General features: G+C 67.8%; 12 protein-coding genes. 7 read left to right on the forward strand and 5 right to left on the reverse strand.

What is annotated here, in order from left to right; all coding sequences use genetic code 11:
• Nucleotides 1-611, forward strand: a 611-nt coding sequence (locus L810_RS30725) for a transporter substrate-binding domain-containing protein (protein WP_042976795.1), incomplete at its 5' end; no start/stop codon positions are given.
• Nucleotides 612-716: 105 nt separating this feature from the next.
• Here the strand turns inward: L810_RS30725 and L810_RS30730 are convergent.
• Entirely contained in the window at nucleotides 717-1,811 is a 1,095-nt protein-coding gene (locus L810_RS30730) for an LLM class flavin-dependent oxidoreductase (RefSeq protein WP_021162129.1), read from the reverse strand.
• A 52-nt stretch (nucleotides 1,812-1,863) separates the two neighbouring features.
• Entirely contained in the window at nucleotides 1,864-2,775 is a 912-nt protein-coding gene (locus L810_RS30735; RefSeq protein WP_051392341.1) for an ABC transporter substrate-binding protein, read from the reverse strand.
• A gap of 355 nt (nucleotides 2,776-3,130) precedes the next feature.
• Here L810_RS30735 and L810_RS30740 point away from each other — a divergent pair, with 355 nt between their 5' ends.
• The 3 genes from L810_RS30740 to L810_RS30750 all read left to right on the forward strand — a co-directional run bounded on the left by L810_RS30740 (nucleotide 3,131) and on the right by L810_RS30750 (nucleotide 6,428).
• Nucleotides 3,131-4,048 (forward strand): alpha/beta hydrolase family protein, encoded by a 918-nt coding sequence (locus L810_RS30740; RefSeq protein ID WP_021162131.1) that lies wholly within the window; start codon nucleotides 3,131-3,133, stop codon nucleotides 4,046-4,048.
• Nucleotides 4,045-4,476, forward strand: coding sequence for a MarR family winged helix-turn-helix transcriptional regulator (locus tag L810_RS30745; protein WP_021162132.1), 432 nt, complete (start codon nucleotides 4,045-4,047; stop codon nucleotides 4,474-4,476). The genes L810_RS30740 and L810_RS30745 overlap by 4 nt, the downstream gene beginning before the upstream one ends.
• Nucleotides 4,477-4,958: 482 nt before the next feature.
• Nucleotides 4,959-6,428 carry a sialidase family protein gene (locus L810_RS30750; protein WP_021162134.1) on the forward strand — a complete coding sequence of 490 codons (1,470 nt, stop codon included), beginning with the start codon at nucleotides 4,959-4,961 and terminating at the stop codon, nucleotides 6,426-6,428.
• A 64-nt stretch (nucleotides 6,429-6,492) separates the two neighbouring features.
• Here the strand turns inward: L810_RS30750 and adhP are convergent, their stop codons facing one another.
• On the reverse strand, nucleotides 6,493-7,521 hold the full coding sequence (adhP, locus tag L810_RS30755) for an alcohol dehydrogenase AdhP (RefSeq protein WP_021162135.1): 1,029 nt from the start codon (nucleotides 7,519-7,521) through the stop codon (nucleotides 6,493-6,495).
• Between the two features lie 420 nt (nucleotides 7,522-7,941).
• Here adhP and L810_RS30760 point away from each other — a divergent pair, with 420 nt between their 5' ends.
• The 3 genes from L810_RS30760 to otsA all read left to right on the forward strand — a co-directional run bounded on the left by L810_RS30760 (nucleotide 7,942) and on the right by otsA (nucleotide 14,113).
• Nucleotides 7,942-10,020, forward strand: a complete 2,079-nt coding sequence (locus L810_RS30760) for a TonB-dependent receptor (protein ID WP_021162136.1) — start codon at nucleotides 7,942-7,944, stop codon at nucleotides 10,018-10,020.
• 468 nt (nucleotides 10,021-10,488) lie between these two features.
• The gene (locus L810_RS30765) at nucleotides 10,489-12,108 is read left to right on the forward strand and encodes a methyl-accepting chemotaxis protein (protein WP_021162137.1); all 1,620 of its coding nucleotides are present in this window, start codon (nucleotides 10,489-10,491) and stop codon (nucleotides 12,106-12,108) included.
• A 598-nt stretch (nucleotides 12,109-12,706) separates the two neighbouring features.
• Nucleotides 12,707-14,113 (forward strand): alpha,alpha-trehalose-phosphate synthase (UDP-forming), encoded by a 1,407-nt coding sequence (otsA, locus tag L810_RS30770; protein WP_021162139.1) that lies wholly within the window; start codon nucleotides 12,707-12,709, stop codon nucleotides 14,111-14,113.
• 7 nt (nucleotides 14,114-14,120) lie between these two features.
• Here the strand turns inward: otsA and L810_RS30775 are convergent, their stop codons facing one another.
• Together L810_RS30775 and ftsH are read right to left on the reverse strand one after the other, a co-directional pair.
• Nucleotides 14,121-14,588, reverse strand: coding sequence for an OsmC family protein (locus L810_RS30775; protein ID WP_021162140.1), 468 nt, complete (start codon nucleotides 14,586-14,588; stop codon nucleotides 14,121-14,123).
• An 83-nt stretch (nucleotides 14,589-14,671) separates the two neighbouring features.
• Nucleotides 14,672-16,654, reverse strand: a complete 1,983-nt coding sequence (ftsH, locus tag L810_RS30780) for an ATP-dependent zinc metalloprotease FtsH (protein WP_042976800.1) — start codon at nucleotides 16,652-16,654, stop codon at nucleotides 14,672-14,674.
• Nucleotides 16,655-16,890: the final 236 nt, after the last annotated feature.

Raw genomic sequence — 16,890 nt, forward strand, 5'->3', positions numbered from 1 at the left:
TCGCATGGGCCGACTGGCCGCTCGGGTTAACGTCCGGCAAGTACGACGCGGTGATCTCGAACGTCGGCGTGACCGAAAAGCGCAAGGAGAAATACGATTTCACGACCTACCGGCTCGGGCTGCACGGCTTCTACGTACGCACCGGCAGCCCGATCGCGAGGATCGCCGAGCCGAAGGACATCGCCGGCCTGCGCATCATCACGGGCGCGGGGACGAGCCAGGAACGCATCCTCCTCGAGTGGAACAGGCGCAACGTGGCGCAGGGGCTGAAGCCGGCCGAGCTGCAATATTTCGACGACGATGCGACGTCGCGCATCGCGCTGCTGTCGGGCCGCGCCGATGCGGAGCTGAACCCGAACGCGTCGCTCGCGTACGAGGCCGCGCGCACCGGCAAGATCCGCCGTGTCGGCGTCGTCAATGCGGGCTGGCCGGCCAACGCCGACGTGGCGATCGCGACGCGGCGCGGCAGCGGGCTCGCGCCCGCGCTGACGCTGGCGACGAACGCGCTGATCGGCAGCGGCCGATACGGACAGGCGCTCGCGCGCTGGGGTTTGCAGAGCGAGGCGATCGCGCGGGCGGAAACCAATCCGCCGGGATTGCCGTCGTTCTGACGGCTCTCGCTACTCGACCACCCGAATGACATCGCCCCGGCATCCCTCAACGGGAATGCCGGGGCGAACCAAAGCAGCCTCCTGCGTCGCAACGACGCGATGCGCCTACGCAGGCACCGCCGCGTGATGTCGGTCGAGCTCCGCGACCTGCGCATGAATCGCCGGAATCAGGTGGCGCCCGTAATCGAGCGCATCGTCGAGCGGGTCGAACCCGCGAATCAGGAACGTCGATACGCCGAGCCGGCAATACGCCCCGAGCGCACGCGCGACCTGCTCGGGCGTGCCGACCAGCGCGGTCGAATTCCAGCGCGCGCCGGTCAGGTTCGCGACGCCCATCCACAACCGCTCGTCGAGCACGTCGCCCTGCGCGGCGGCGGCCATCAGCCGTTGCGAGCCTGCGTTTTGCGGCGCGTGGCCGTCGATCGGCTGGCCGTTCGCGAGCCGCGCCGCGCGCACGCGCTCGCGGATCGCCTCGGCCTTCTCCCACGCGGCCGCCTCGGTATCGGCGACGATCGGCCGGAACGACACGCTGATGCGCGGCGCACGCCCGAACGGCGCGGCGGCCGCATGCACGCGCGCGATCTGCTCGCGCACCGACGCGAGCGGCTCGCCCCACGTCATGTAGACATCGGCATGCTCGCCCGCCACCGCCAGCGCGGCCGGCGACGAGCCGCCGAAATAGATCGGCACATGCGGCCGTTGCGCGCCCTTCACGAGCGGCGACGCGCCCCGCAACCGGTAGAACGCGCCATCGTGATCGACCGGCGCGTCGGCCTGCCAGATCCGTTTCAGCACGTCGAGATACTCGCCGGTGCGGCGATAGCGCGCGTCGTGCGGCACGAAATCGCCGTCGCGCTGAAGATCGGTATCGTCGCCGCCCGACACGACGTTCAGCGCGAGTCGGCCGCCGCTGAACACGTCGAGCGTCGCGATCTGCCGCGCGGCGGCCGACGGCACGATCACGCCCGGCCGGTGCGCGAGCAGGATGCGGATGCGTTCGGTCGCGGCGGCCGCGAACGACGCGACGATGAAGCCGTCCGCCGCGTTGCTGAAATGGCCGACCAGGATCTGGTCGAAGCCGGCGGCCTCGTGCGCCTGTGCGAAGCGGCGCACGTAGTCGGGCTGGACGGCGGCGCCGCCCGGTACGTCGACCTCCGCGCCGGGCGTCGCGGTGATCATGCCGATGATGTCGACGGGCATGTCGAGGGTCCTTGTCGTTGTCGATCGGAAATGGCTGCGCGCTGCGGCACGCTCACTGCGCGGCGGCCGTCTTCTGCGCGGGCGCGGCGAACGCGCCCGCATACGAGCGGTCGAGCAGCTTCGCCGTGTCGTACGCGGCCGGAATCACGCCGGCCTTGTGCAGGAAGTCGGCGGTGTTCTGCGCATCCTTGGCGGCCGTGTCGTCGACGGGGCCCACGCGCTGGTGCGCATTGTTGAGCCAGCGGTACGCGACGTCCGGCTCGAGCTTCGCGCGCTTCGCCCACAGGTCGGCATACTCGTGCGGATGGCTGTCGACCCACTGGCGTGCGGCCACCACGCGCTTCAGGAAATCGGCGATCTCGGCGCGCTTGCCCGTTGCGGCCTGCTCGTTCGCGGCGACGAAGCTCAGCGCGGGCATCAGCCCCTGCGCGGTCGTCACGGGCCGGGCGCCCTGCCGCAGCGCGAGCGTGCTGACGAACGGCTCCCACAGCGACACGGCGTCGACCGAGCCGTTCGCGAGTGCGTTGGTCGCATCGATCGGCATCAGGTACGCGTACTTGACCGAATCCGCGCGCAGGCCGGCGTGTTCGAGCGCGCGCAGCACGAGTTGCTGGCTCCATGCGCCGCGCCAGACGGCAATGGTCTTGCCCTGCAGGTCGGCGACGGTGCGCACCGGCGAGTTCTTCGGCACGAGGATCGCAACGCCGTCGAGGCTCTGCCGCGACACCGCGACGACTTTCACCGGCGCGCCGCGCGCGGCCAGCGTGAGCAGCGCGGAATCGCCGAGGAAGCCGACGTCGATCGCATTGCCGTTCAGGCTTTCGGCGACGGGCGCGGCGGCCTGGAAGTGCTTCCACTCGATCGTGTAAGGCAGGTCCTTCAGCACGCCGGATGCCTCCATCGACGCCTGGATGTTGAAGTAGTTCTGTTCACCGACGCGCAGCGTGACGGTGTCTTTGGCCATGCCTGGCTGCGCGACAAGCGCCAGCAAGAGTGCCGTGACGATTCGGCTCAGCAACGTGATCTCCCGGAAGGTTGGCGGGCGCCCGCGCGATCGCGGCGCCACGTGATCCGCCGTGCCCGGCGGCCGGCGGAACGGATGGAACCGGTGAAGATACGTCGATCCTCACCATGAAACAAACGCAATATTCTTCTATGCAAAGATGCAAATGTTTTATGACGTGACCGGTATCGCCGGATGCCGCCCGCCGCCCGTCCGGGAGCCCGGTTCGAATGAATCCTCGACAGATATTTCGTGCGCGAAATAAATCCCGGACTATATTTCGCATACGAAATAACCATCCGGAACGAGGACGGCCATGACCTCCCAACCCATCGAGTTTTCCGCCGCCGACGGCTACGCGTTGCACGGCACGCTGTGGTCGCCGGACGCGGCGCCGCGCGCGCTGGTGCTGATCCATCCGGCGACGGCCGTGCCGGAGCGGCTGTATGCGGGCTTCGCGCGCTTCCTGACCGAGCGTGGTTTCGCGGCGCTCACCTACAACTATCGCGGCATCGGTGCATCGCGGCCAGCGCGCCTGGGTGCGCTGCAGGCCCGCATGCGCGACTGGATGGAGCTCGACGTGGGTGCCGCGACCGCGTGGGCACGGCAGGCCTATGAAGGGCTGCCGCTGCTGGCGGTCGGGCACAGCGTCGGCGGGCACGCGATCGGGCTGTCCGCCGCCACGCCGCACCTGCGCGCGGCCGTGCTCGTCGCCGCGCATGCGGGCAGCACGCGACTGATCACGCAGGCGGCCGAACGCGTGAAGGTGCGGCTGATCCTGCGTGTGCTCGGCCCGCTGATGTCGGCGCTGCTCGGCTACGTGCCCGGCAAGCGGCTCGGGCTCGGCGAAGACATGCCGGCCGGCGTGTTCCGCGAATGGAGCCGCTGGACGACGCTGCCGCATTATTTCTTCGACGATCCGACGCTCGGTGCGGCCGAGCGCTTCGCGAAGCAACGGTTGCCGATTCTCGCGCTCGGCTTCGACGACGATCCGTGGGCGAACCCGGCTGCGATCGGCCTGCTGGTAAGCTATCTGACCCGCACGCCGGTCGAACGCCGCCAGATCGATCCGCGCGCGGCGGGCAGCGGCCCGGTCGGGCACATGGGCTTCTTTCGCAGTCGGCCCGGCGCCGTGCTGTGGCCCGACGTGGCCGACTGGCTCGCGCGGGCACTCGACGCACCACGCACCGCGGGCCGCCCCTCCCTTTCCATTGCAGCCGGGAACCCAGCTTGAGCGAAGACCGACGACTGTTTTTCATGTTGAACATCGGCCAGCGGCGCGTGCAGCGCTGGATCGACCGCAAGGCCGAAACCGAGACGCGCGCGAGCGCCGCGCAGGCCGGCGCACTGTTCTGTCTCGCGAAGCAGGACGGCGCGCTGATCGGCGAAATCGGCGCCGCGCTGCAGCTCGCGCCGTCCGCGATGACGGGCCTCGCCGATCGCATGGCAAAGGCCGGCCTCATCACGCGTCACGCCGATTCGGACGACGGCCGCGCCACGCGGCTGTACCTGACCGACGACGGCCAGGCGGCGCTCAAGCGCGCACGCGTGCTGCTGCGCGAGCTGAACGGCAAGCTGTGCGACGGGTTTTCCGATGCCGAACTCGACGTCGTCGCGCGCTGGCTGCATGCGTTGCAGGATCGCTTTCCGGCCGAACGCTGAACCGCGCCGACCGCGCACCGCATCGGCACGAATCCGCGTAATCGATAGCGATTCCGATTCGTGCCTTCGATTCGCGCCTTCGATTCGTTTATTCGATTCGGTTTCCGAACTTTCTAGCGGAAAATCTTGCGTCCCGGAAGCGCTGTCTCGGCAACGCTTTCCGGCTACGTACTGTTACAAAAAATCGCCTCCCGCGCCGCATACCGATCGCCTACATTCAATCCACTTCGACGCATTCGCCGTATGCACGGACTGGCTTTCCCGTCGCGTCCCCGTGGACGCACCCGACAAGCAATGAAAACGAAGAGGTGTCTTGACCGACGTGCTGGCGGCATCCAGCACACGCGGATTGCGATGACCGAAATGGCTTCCTGAACGACACGATCCGACGCGCGGCACGGCATTCGTTGCCGCCGCGTACCGGTGCGCGACGTGCCGCTCGATGCCCGCCATCGCCGCCGCACGTCAACGAGGAGCTGTCCATGCGACGTTCGACCGTATCCCACCCGCTTGTCACCGGCCTGCCCCGCCTCACCCGCCTGTCCGCCGTGGCGGCCGTGGCAATGGCCGCCGCCGCGGCCGCGCATGCCGACCCCGTGGTCGTGTCCGGCCCGAGCCCGTTCGCCGCCTGCACCATCGGCGGCCCCGGCACGAACTACGTGAACGCCGAGGTCGAACCGTGGCTGTCGGTCAACCCGGCGAACCCGATGAACATGATCGGCGTGTGGCAGCAGGACCGCTGGTCGAACGGCGGCGCCCACGGGCTCGTCGCCGGCTACACGTTCGACGCGGGCGCGACCTGGGCCCGCACGCCGCAGCCGTTCAGCGCATGCGCGCCGGGCGGGCTGAAGTACGAGCGCGCGTCGGATCCATGGGTATCGTTCGGGCCGGACGGCACCGCGTATTCGGTATCGATCTCGTTCAACCAGTCGAACAATGCCAACGCGGTGGCCGCGTCGGTGTCGACCGATGGCGGGCAGACCTGGAGCAGTCCGGCCGTGCTGATCGCGAACGACGAACCGACGACGCAGTTCTTCAACGACAAGGAATCGGTGACGGCGAACCCGGTGAAGGCCGGCACGGCCTACGCGGTGTGGGACCGCCTCGAACTGCCGAACGGCAACCCGTACGCGAACCTGCACACGCACGCCTACCGCGGGCCGACGCTGTTCTCGAAGACGACCGACGGCGGCAAGACGTGGAGCGCGCCGAAGGTGATCGTCAACGTGCCGTCGCGTCAGCAGACGATCGGCAACCAGATCGTCGTCGATCCGAAGAGCGGCACGCTCTACGACTTCTTCGACCTGATCCAGCCGCCGTTCAGCAAGGCGGCCGGCAAGGTCGCGTTCATCAAGTCGACCGACGACGGCGCGACGTGGACGAAACCGCAGGTGATCGCGGGGCTGCAGACGGTCGGCGTCACCGATCCGAACACCGGCGAGCCCGTGCGCACCGGCGACATCATTCCGGAACCCGCGATCGATCCGGCCTCGGGGCAGCTCTACGTGGTGTGGCAGGACAGCCGCTTCAACGGCGGCACGTATGACGAGATCGCCGTATCGACGTCGAAGGACGGCGGCGCGACGTGGAGCACGCCGCAGCAGTTGAATACGCCGACCGGGCGCCCTGCGTTCAATCCGTCGGTGCGCGTCGACAACACGGGCGCCGTGATGGTCACCTACTACGACTTCCGCGACCTGCAGGCCGGCAACACGACGACGCTGCCGACCGGTTTCTGGCGCAAGATCTCGCATGACGGCGGCACGACGTTCGCCGACGAGCGGCGCGTCGGCGGCCCGTTCGACCTGAAGCTCGCGCCGAACGCGGAAGGCTTCTTCATCGGCGACTACCAGGGGCTCGACGTGATGCCCTCGTCGTCGTTCCACCCGTTCTTCGTGCAGACCAACGCGGGCAACCTGACGAACCGCACCGACGTGTTCTTCGCGCCGTGATGCACGCGTGAGCGCAGCGTTGCCGCGACGTCCGTCGCGTCGCGGCAGCGGGCCCGAATGCGCGTCAGTGCATGTCGGTGAGCACGATGCGACCGTCGACTTTCCCTTCGCGCAGCCGCGCGAATATGTCGTTGATGTTGGCGAGCCGGTCGCGATGGATATGCGCGCGCACCAGCCCGTCCGCCGCGAAATCGAGCGACTCCTGCAGGTCGCGCCGCGTGCCGACGATCGACCCGCGCACCGTGATGCCGTTCAGCACGCTCGAGAAGATCGGCAACGGGAAATCGCCCGGCGGCAAACCGTTGAGCGCCACCGTGCCGCCGCGCCGCACCATCCCGAGCGCCTGCGCGAACGCACTGCGCGACACGGCCGTGACGAGCACGCCGTGCGCGCCGCCGATTTCCTTCTGGATCACTTTCGCAGGATCGTCGATCGACGCATCGATCGTCAGCTGGGCACCCAGCTCGCGCGCGAGTGCGAGCTTGTCGGGCGAGATGTCGACGGCCGCGACGTGCAGGCCCATCGCACGCGCGTATTGCACGGCCACGTGGCCGAGCCCGCCGATACCGGAAATCGCGAGCCACTGGCCCGGGCGCGTGTCGGTGACGCGAATGCCCTTGTAGACCGTGACGCCCGCGCACAGGATCGGCGCGATCTCGTCGAACGCGACCTGCGCCGGCAGATGGCCGACGTAATCGGGATCGGCCAGCACGTATTCCGCATAGCTGCCGTTGACCGAATAACCGGTGTTCTGCTGCCCGTGGCAGAGGGTTTCCCAGCCGGTGTGACAGTACTCGCAGTGGCCGCAAGCCGTGTAGAGCCAGGGCACGCCGACGCGGTCGCCCTCGCGCACGTGCGTGACGCCCGCGCCGACCGCCGCGACGACACCCACGCCTTCGTGTCCGGGAATGAACGGCAGCGTCGGCTTCACGGGCCAGTCGCCGTCGGCTGCGTGCAGGTCGGTATGGCAGACGCCCGTCGCCTTGATGTTGACGAGGATCTGGCCAGGGCCCGGCGTCGGGATCGGCACTTCCTCGATGCGCAACGGTTCGCCGAACGCGTGCACCACGGCCGCTTTCATGGTTTGAGTCATGCGTCGCTCCTGTCTGGTCGATGACCGCGCCAGTATCCGGGCTCGAAACCGGAACGCATTGATACGCGTCAACGGGGCGGGAATCGTGCGCGCCGGTGGCGGATTCATGGTGGGACGTGTGACTCAAACCGCCGCTGCGCCGCCGGGTCGACGGCCTGCCTCTGCTTTCGCAGCCATTTCAGCCGTTTGTCGGAAACCCTGTGGCGGGTGGCCGTTTCGCTTGGAGTTTGAAATGATATAACATATCATTTCGTGATCTCGCCCACCTGAAACCGTTTCATCCGGGTGGCCGGGTTACGCCGAGTCATATCCAGACGGGTCACTGCGCGCCACAGACGCAACAATATATCGTATCCAGCCGTGACCCGCATGGCTCGCCTTCCGATCGAACTCCAACCCATTCCAACTGATTCACCGACCATGCGCGACCTCCCTCGTCTACCGCTTCGCCCGCTCTCGCCCGTCTCGCTGATGCTGTTCGCCGCCGTCGCGCACGCGCAGGCCGATGCGCCCGCGTCGCCGACACCGACGCAAACCACTGCGCTCGCGCCGATCTTCGTGACCGCGAACCCGCTCGGCGACACCGACCTGATCTCGCCGACCGCGCAACTGTCCGGCGACGCGCTGACGCGCCGCCAGGCCGATTCGCTCGGCGAGACGCTGAACGGGCTGCCCGGCGTGTCGACCACCACCTACGGGCCGATGGTCGGCCGCCCGATCATTCGCGGGATGGACGGCGACCGGATCCGGCTGCTGCAGAACGGCGTCGCGGCCTACGACGCGTCGTCGCTGTCATACGACCATGCGGTGCCCCAGGATCCGCTGTCGATCGAGCGCGTCGAAATCGTGCGCGGGCCGGCCGCGCTGCTGTACGGCGGCAATGCGGTGGGCGGCGTCGTCAACACGATCGACAACCAGATTCCACGCGAGGCGATCGAAGGCGTGACGGGCGCGCTCGACGCGCGCTACGGCGGCGCCAATTCGGTGCGCGCGGGCGCCGCGCAGGTCGAAGGCGGCAACGGCCGCTTCGCGTTCCATGTCGACGCGTTCGACCGCGAAACGAGCAAGCTGCGGATTCCCGGCTACGCGCGCAGCAGCCAGCAACGCGCGATCGACGGCCCCGACACGCCGCAACCGTACGGCAACGTGCCGAACAGCGACGGCCGCGTGCATGGCGGCGCGGTCGGCGCGTCGTACACGTGGGCCGACGGTTTCGCGGGCCTGTCGTACAGCGGCTACGAGTCGAACTACGGCTCCGTCGCCGAGGACGACGTGCGCCTGCGAATGCGCCAGGAACGGCTCGCGCTCGCCTCCGAGATACGCAACCTGAGCGGCCCGTTCACGAAGCTGAAATTCGACTTCGCGTACACCGACTATCGCCACAAGGAAGTCGACAACGGCGAAACGGCCACCACCTTTCGCAACCGCGGCTACGAGGCGCGCATCGAGGCGCGGCATCGCAGGATCGGCCCGTTCGAAGGCGCGATCGGCGTGCAGTTCGGCCAGAACACGTTCTCGGCGCTCGGTGACGAATTGCTCGTGCCGTCCACGCGCACGAACAGCGTCGCGCTGTTCGGTCTCGAGGAATGGCAGGTCGTCCCGGCGCTCAAGCTGAGCCTCGGCGGGCGCTTCGAGCACGTGAAGGTCGATCCCGATCCGGCCGGCGTCGAGAAATTCGCGGGCGCGCAGCCGCGCGACTTCAATGCCGGCAGCGTCTCGGCCGGCGCGCTGTTCTCGCTGACGCCCGTGTGGTCGGTGGCGGCCAACGTCGCATACACCGAACGCGCGCCGACCTTCTACGAGCTGTATTCGAACGGCCCGCACGATGCGACTGGCCAGTTCCTGATCGGCAACCCGAACGCATCGAAGGAAAAGGCCGTGTCGACCGACCTGTCGCTGCGCTATGCGAGCGGGCCGAATCGCGGCAGCGTCGGCGTGTTCTACAACCGCTTCTCGAACTACCTGACCGAGTACAACACGGGCCGCGTGGTGAACGACGACGGCGAACCAGTCGCGCCCGGTACCGACGGTTCGCTCAACGAGGCGATCTACCGTGGCGTGCGCGCCGAGTTCTACGGCATCGAGGCGGACGGCAAGTGGCGCGCCTTCACGCGGCGCGGCCATACGGTCGACCTGGAGCTGACGGCCGACTACACGCACGCACGCAACGTCGATACGGGCCAGCCGCTGCCGCGCATCGCGCCGCTGCGCGCGACACTCGCGGCCGACTACGGCTACGGCCCGTTCGGTGCGCGCGCGCAGGTCACGCATGCGTGGTCGCAGCATCGCGTGCCCGACAACGACTTTTCGACGGACGGCTACACGTCGCTCGGCGTGATGCTGACCTACAAGTTCCGCGTCGGTGCGACGCACTGGCTCGCGTACCTGCGCGGCGACAACCTGACGAACCAGGAAATCCTCTATTCGACCTCGGTCGTGCGCGGCCTCGCGCCGGAAGGCGGCCGCAGCGTGATGGCCGGGTTGCGCACCACGTTCTGACCCTCTCATGGCCCGCGGCGCCCGCCGCGGGCCGCCTTGCGGCGCCTCCACTCCGCCACGAATTTCCGCTTTCCGGACAATTCCGCCCATCGCGCATACATACCGACGACGCGCACCGGTTCCCTCCCCAATTAGAGCGCGAGGGAATTTCGTTTTATTCACCCATAAATAGAAACCAATTCATCAGACAATTATTAGCAAAAATATCTCTTTTGCGTCGCCCGATAAAACCGGTTTCAAATTCCACGTATAAACCTTTGAATCACGGGCGCCTCGGTTCTTTCTGCCCGGGTTCGAGCAAACCCGCCCGAAAAGGATTCCAGCGCTAAAAAAACTAATATCAGGGTTTTCGAAGGGTAAAGAATCATTCCGTATACCCGTTAATGCCGGCACGAGCCCGTATCTGGTCGAACAATAAATTCAATTCACCAACCACACGCGCAGGGGCACAACGTGAATATCGCCAGAATGAGCATCAAGACAAAACTCCTCGGCGGCTTCGGCCTGCTCGCCGCGGTCGTCGTGATCGTGTCGGGCGTGGCACTCAAGGCGCTATCCGATACGAACGCCGAGTTTTCCCGCTACATGAACGGCATCAACGCGCGGGCGAACCAGTCCGCGCAAATCCGAACCGCGGTCGACCGGCGCGCGATCGCCGCGCGCAACATCGTGCTCGTGACCAAACCGTCCGATCTCGAGTTCGAACTGGCCGAGGTGAACCAGGCGCACAAGGACGTGCAGGAACATCTCGCGAAGCTCAAGGAGATGATGGCGAACGCGACCGACACCTCCGATCGCGCGCGCGAACTGGTGGACAACATCGCCCGCATCGAATCCAGCTACGGGCCCGTCGCGCTGCGTATCGTCGGGCTCGCGCAGGCCGGCAAGAAAGAAGAGGCGACCGCCGACATCGACGACAACTGCCGCCCGCTGCTCGCGCAGCTCGTGCGCGCGACCGATGCCTACGCGACCTATACGCATGAACGCGAACTCGCGATCGCCCAGCAATTCGCGGATCGTTATGCGATGGAGCGCAACCTGCTGGCCGGCATCTGCCTGATCGCGGTCGCGCTCGCGGCCTGCGGCAGCCTGTGGCTGACGCGCAAGATCACGGTGCCGATCGGCTCGGCCGTGGACGTCGCGCGCACGGTCGCGAACGGCGATCTCGGCAGTCGCATCCACGTCAGCGGCAATGACGAAACCCGCGACCTGCTCGAAGCGCTGCGGACGATGAACGAGCGGTTGATCGGCATCGTCGGCCGCGTGCGCGATTCATCGAACAGCATCGCGCATGCCGTGAGCGAGATCGCGTCGGGCAACCTCGACCTGAGCCAGCGCACCGAGGAACAGGCCGCGTCGTTGCAGGAAACCGCCGCGACGATGGAGGAATTCACGTCGACGGTGCGGCTGAATGCCGAGAACGCGCAACAGGCGAGCGCGCTCGCCGCGAATGCGTCGGATGTCGCGCATCGCGGCAGCTCGGTGGTCGGCCGCGTGGTCGACACGATGACGGAAATCGGCCAGAGCTCGTCGAAGATCGCCGACATCACGGGCATCATCGAAGGCATCGCGTTCCAGACCAACATCCTCGCGCTGAATGCGGCGGTCGAAGCGGCGCGTGCGGGCGAACAGGGCCGCGGCTTCGCGGTCGTGGCGAGCGAGGTGCGCAGTCTCGCGCAACGCTCGTCGACGGCGGCAAAGGAGATCAAGGAACTGATCACCGCGTCGGTGCAGACGATCCGCGACGGTTCGGCACTCGCCGGCGAAGCCGGCAAGACGATGTCGGACGTCACGCAGGCCGTCGCGCGCGTGACGGACATCATGGGCGAGATCGCGGCCGCATCGGCCGAGCAGAGCCGCGGCATCGACCAGGTGAACCTGACGATCACGCAGATGGACGAGACGACCCAGCAGAACGCGGCGCTCGTCGAGCAGGCCGCGGCCGCATCGAAGTCGCTCGAGGCGCAAGGTCGCGAGCTGTCCGAAACGGTTGCCGCGTTCCGGATGCCGTCCGGCACGCACGTGACGTCGTCGGGCACGCACGCGCAAGAACCCGCCGCGCATCACTGGCAACCGGCCGCCGCGTAGCGGCTACCGCAAGGAGACGGCGATGCGCACGCTGATTCGCCGATCTGCCTGCGTCACGCTTGCGCATACCGCGCGATGGGCCGTGCATCGTCAACGTCCGGCTCGATCCGTTCGCACGCGCGCGTCGCACGTCTCCTTTTCCGGTTCGCTGCACGCGCGCGTGTAGCTCGCGCATCGGCGCAGCCGCGTCGTCGCCGGTCGTTTCTACCGACCGGCGCGGCATCGTGCGCCTATCCGGGAACGCGCATCGTCACGGACGATCGCGCGCGATGCCCGTCCTCCGCATGCCTTCGCGCACGCCGCGTTTGCAGCGTTGCGCAAGTTTCGGTCCCGGCCCTGTATCGCGCGTTGCCACACCGGCGACATGGAGATAACGCCGCGTTCGCACGCACGTCGCTCGCCGACGCAGACTTTTAAAACGAACGAATGACGAGTATGCTTAAAAAAGCACTCCGCGTTCGGACGGCGAATCGCGTGCCCTGACTCCCGTCCGATCGTATTGCGGCCTCATCGCTTCGCGCACCGCGAGCCGATGGCGGCGTCAGCTTCTCGCGCCACGGCCGCACGAACCTTCCCCCAACAATCGTCAGGAGAGCTGGTGAGCCGACTCGTCGTCGTATCCAATCGCATTGCAGATCCCCGTAAAGCCGCAGCCGGCGGGCTCGCCGTTGCCGTGAAAGACAGCCTGCAGGAATCCGGCGGCGTCTGGTTCGGCTGGAGCGGAAAGCTGCGCGGCAGCGACGACCAGCCCGCGCATGGCGACGACGTGCAGATCCAGAACGTCGGCGGCATCCAGCTCGCGACGATCGATCTCGACCCGCAGGACTACGACGCCTACTACCTCGGTTATTCGAACAACGTGCTGTGGCCGGTGTTTCACTACCGGCTCGATCTCGCGCAGTTCGACCGCCGCTTCGCCGACGGCTACCGGCGCGTGAACCAGTTGTTCGCGCGCAAGCTGCGCACGCTGCTGCGTCCCGACGACACCATCTGGGTCCACGACTACCAGCTGATTCCGCTCGCCGCCGAGCTGCGCGCGATGGGCTGTACGAATCCGATCGGTTTCTTCCTGCACATCCCGATGCCGCCGCCGCCGATCATGGCCGCGATCCCGGAACACGAATGGCTGATGCGCTCGCTGTTCGCGTACGATCTCGTCGGCTTCCAGACCGAGTCGGATCTGCTCCACTTCGAGCATTACGTCGAAGCGGAAGCCGGTGCCGCGCGGCTGCCGGACGGCCGGCTGCGTGCATTCGGCCGCACGCTGTCGGCCGGCGCGTTCCCGATCGGCATCAACGTCGACGAGTTCGAGTCGCTCGCGCGCGACCGCGACGGCCTCGACATGTTCGAACGCATGCGCGACGAATACTCGCGCCGCCAGTTGCTGGTCGGGGTCGACCGGCTCGATTACACGAAAGGGCTGCCACAGCGCGTGCATGCGTTCCGCGAGTTGCTCGAACAGTATCCGGAGAACCGCGACCGCGCAACGCTGATCCAGATCGCCGCGCCGAGCCGCGAGGATCTCGGCGCGTACGACGACCTGCGGCGCGAGATGGACAGCCTGTGCGGCGCGATCAACGGCGACTACGGCGAGCTCGAATGGATGCCGATGCGCTACATTCACCGCACCGTCGCGCGCAAGCGCCTGCCGGGCCTCTATCGCGCGAGCCGCGTCGCGCTCGTCACGCCGCTGCGCGACGGGATGAACCTCGTCGCGAAAGAATTTCTCGCCGCGCAGGACGCGGCCGATCCGGGCGTGCTCGTGCTGTCGCGTTTTGCCGGCGCGGCCGAGCAGCTGAAGTCGGCGCTGCTCGTCAACCCGTACGACACGCAAGGCACCGCGCAGGCGATCCAGCGTGCGCTCGCGATGCCGCTCGAGGAACGCCGTCAGCGTCATGCGGCGCTGATGGCGATCGTGCGCAAGACCGACGTGCACTGGTGGCGCACGCGCTTTCTCGACGCGCTCGCCGAAGCGGCCGAAGTCGCGGCCGCGGCCGAATCCTGACGCGCGCTCACACGTCCGTCGCCGCGAATTCGAGCGCCGCGCCGCTCGCATCGCACAGGTCGACCGACACCGGTATGCCTTCTCGCAGGCTATCCGTCAGCACGCAGTACGCATCGAACTGATCGAGCACGCGCGTCGCCGCCGCGAGATCGGCCCATGTCCTGCCGATCGACAGCCGTACCGACATCGCGCCCACGCGCACTCTGCCCGCTTCGTTCCGCACCATGTCGACATCGATGTGCGCGGCAATCGGCTGCGGATCGACATGCTGCTTTTCCAGCGCGAACAGCAGGCTCGCCGCGAGACAGGTCGCGACCGCCGCGGCCAGCAACCGGATCGGGTTCGGTCCGCGTCCTTCGCCGAGCGGCGGCGGTTCGTCGGTGAGCACCGGCGACAGCGTCGTGCCGGCAAACACCACTTCGAAACAGAAGCGCGCCTGCTGCGCGACATCGACCGATATGTGCGCCTCGCTCATGGCGACTCCGCGCGGATCAACCGGGAAAGGAATGCCGGCACGCAGTCGCATCGATGCGCGCCGCCCGCAGGTTCGCGGCACCTTCAGCGCTCGGGTTCGCGTGGCGGCCTGTATGCGACGAAATCGCGCTCGACCGCGGACGCGTGCTCCGTTTCGATCGCACCGCCGCGTGCGCCGGCTTCGTCGTCCGGTGCCGGTGCCGCCGGCGTCGCGGACGACGGTTCGACGCGCCCGTCGATCAGCGCCTGCAGCGCTTCGCGCTCGAGCACCTCGGATTGCAGCAGCCGTCGCGCGATGCGTTCGAGCGCATCGCGGCGCTCGCCGAGCGTCATCGCGACCCGCGCATGCGCATCGGCGAGCAGCGTGCGCACCTCATCGTCGATCATCCGCGCGGTGTGCTCGCTGCAGCGCCCGTCGCCCGCATGCCACGCGCCGGGCATGCCCTGGCGCACATCGCCGTCGTCGAACGTCGCGAGGCCGATCTTCTCGCTCATCCCGTACTGCATGACCATGTGGCGCGCCATCGCGGTCGCGCGTTCGAGATCGTTCTGCGCGCCCGTCGACACGTCGCCGAACACGAGCTCCTCGGCAACGCGCCCGCCGAGCAACGCATCGATCCGGTCGAGCAGTTCGCTCCGGCGCAACACGTAGCGATCCTCGGTCGGCACCTGCTGCGTATAACCGAGCGCCGCCACGCCGCGCGGAATGATCGACACCTTCTTCACCGGGTCGCAATGCGCGCGGCTTTCCGCGACGAGCGCATGGCCGGCCTCGTGATACGCGATGGTCAGCTTCTCCTGCGCGTTCATCACGCGGCTCTTGCGTTCGAGGCCCGTCAGCGCGCGATCGATCGCCTCGTCGAAGTCGGCCATCCCGATCGCCGGCTTGCCGAGTTCGGCCGCATGCAGCGCGGCCTCGTTGACGACGTTCGCGAGATCGGCGCCGACGAAGCCCGGCGTGCGCGATGCCAGCTCGCCGAGATCGACGTCGGCCGCGAGCTTCACGCGCTTCACATGCACGCCGAGAATCTGCCGGCGGCCGTTCACGTCTGGCCGGTCGATCGCGATGTGGCGATCGAAGCGGCCCGGCCGCAGCAGCGCGGGATCGAGGATCTCCGGCCGGTTCGTCGCGGCCATGATGATCACGCCGGAGCCGGCCTGGAAGCCGTCCATCTCGACGAGCAACTGGTTGAGCGTCTGCTCGCGTTCGTCGTTGCCCGACATCGGGCCGACGCCGCGCACCTTGCCGAGCGCGTCGAGCTCGTCGACGAACACGATGCACGGCGCCTTCTGCTGCGCCTGCTCGAACAGGTCGCGCACGCGCGCCGCGCCGACGCCGACGAACATCTCGACGAACGCCGAGCCGCTGATCGAGAAGAACGGCACGGCCGCCTCGCCGGCCACCGCGCGCGCGAGCAGCGTCTTGCCGGTGCCCGGCGCGCCGACGACGAGCACGCCCTTCGGAATCTTGCCGCCGAGCCGCTGGTAGCGGTCGGGGTTGCGCAGGAACGCGACGAGCTGCTGAAGCTCGGCCTTGGCTTCGTCGATGCCCGCGATATCGTCGAACGTGATGCCGGTTTCCTGCTGCACGTACACGCGCGCGCGGCTCTTGCCCATCCCGGTGAAATCCTGCAGCCCGCCGCGCTTGCGCAGCATCATGTTCCAGATGAACACGAACAGCACGAGCGGCAGCAGCCACGAGGCAAGCGATGCCATCCAGCTCGTGTCGGGCGTGCCGTGATAGCGGATGCCGGCCGCGGTCAGCGTGTCGGTCAGGTGTTCGTCGCTCACGCGGTTGGTCGTGAACCGCCACGGCGCGCCGGCCTGCTGCACGGCCGAGGCGTCGGACGCCGGCAGCATCGCGCCGGCCTGCGGCATCTTCAGCGTGCCCGAGATCGACGCGGGGCCGACTTCGAGATCGTCGACGAGCCGTGCGGCGACGAGCCGGTGGAAATCGCTGTACGCGATCGACGCCGACGACGGACGCAGCATCAGCAACTGCGCGGCGAACAGCACGAAGAAGCCCGCCGCGATCAGCAACCCCGGGTAGTCGAATTTCCTGTCCATGGCATCCGGCCGGACGTGCGCGCTACGCTGCGCTGCCGCGGCACGGCGGACGTGCGTGGCTGCGCGCGCAGCCCGCGCGCGGTATCGGCGGCCATGCGGCAGCGGTAGTCGTGCGTGCCATCTCGCCTCGCTCCTGCGCATCAACGATGCCGCGACAACGCCGTCGGCCGGCATCGCCGGGCAATCCTCGCCCGGGCGGCACGCCGCGACGCGCCGCCCCTGATTCAAGTCTAGTT

This window comes from Burkholderia sp. AU4i (assembly GCF_000466765.1).
GTDB lineage: Bacteria > Pseudomonadota > Gammaproteobacteria > Burkholderiales > Burkholderiaceae > Burkholderia > Burkholderia cepacia.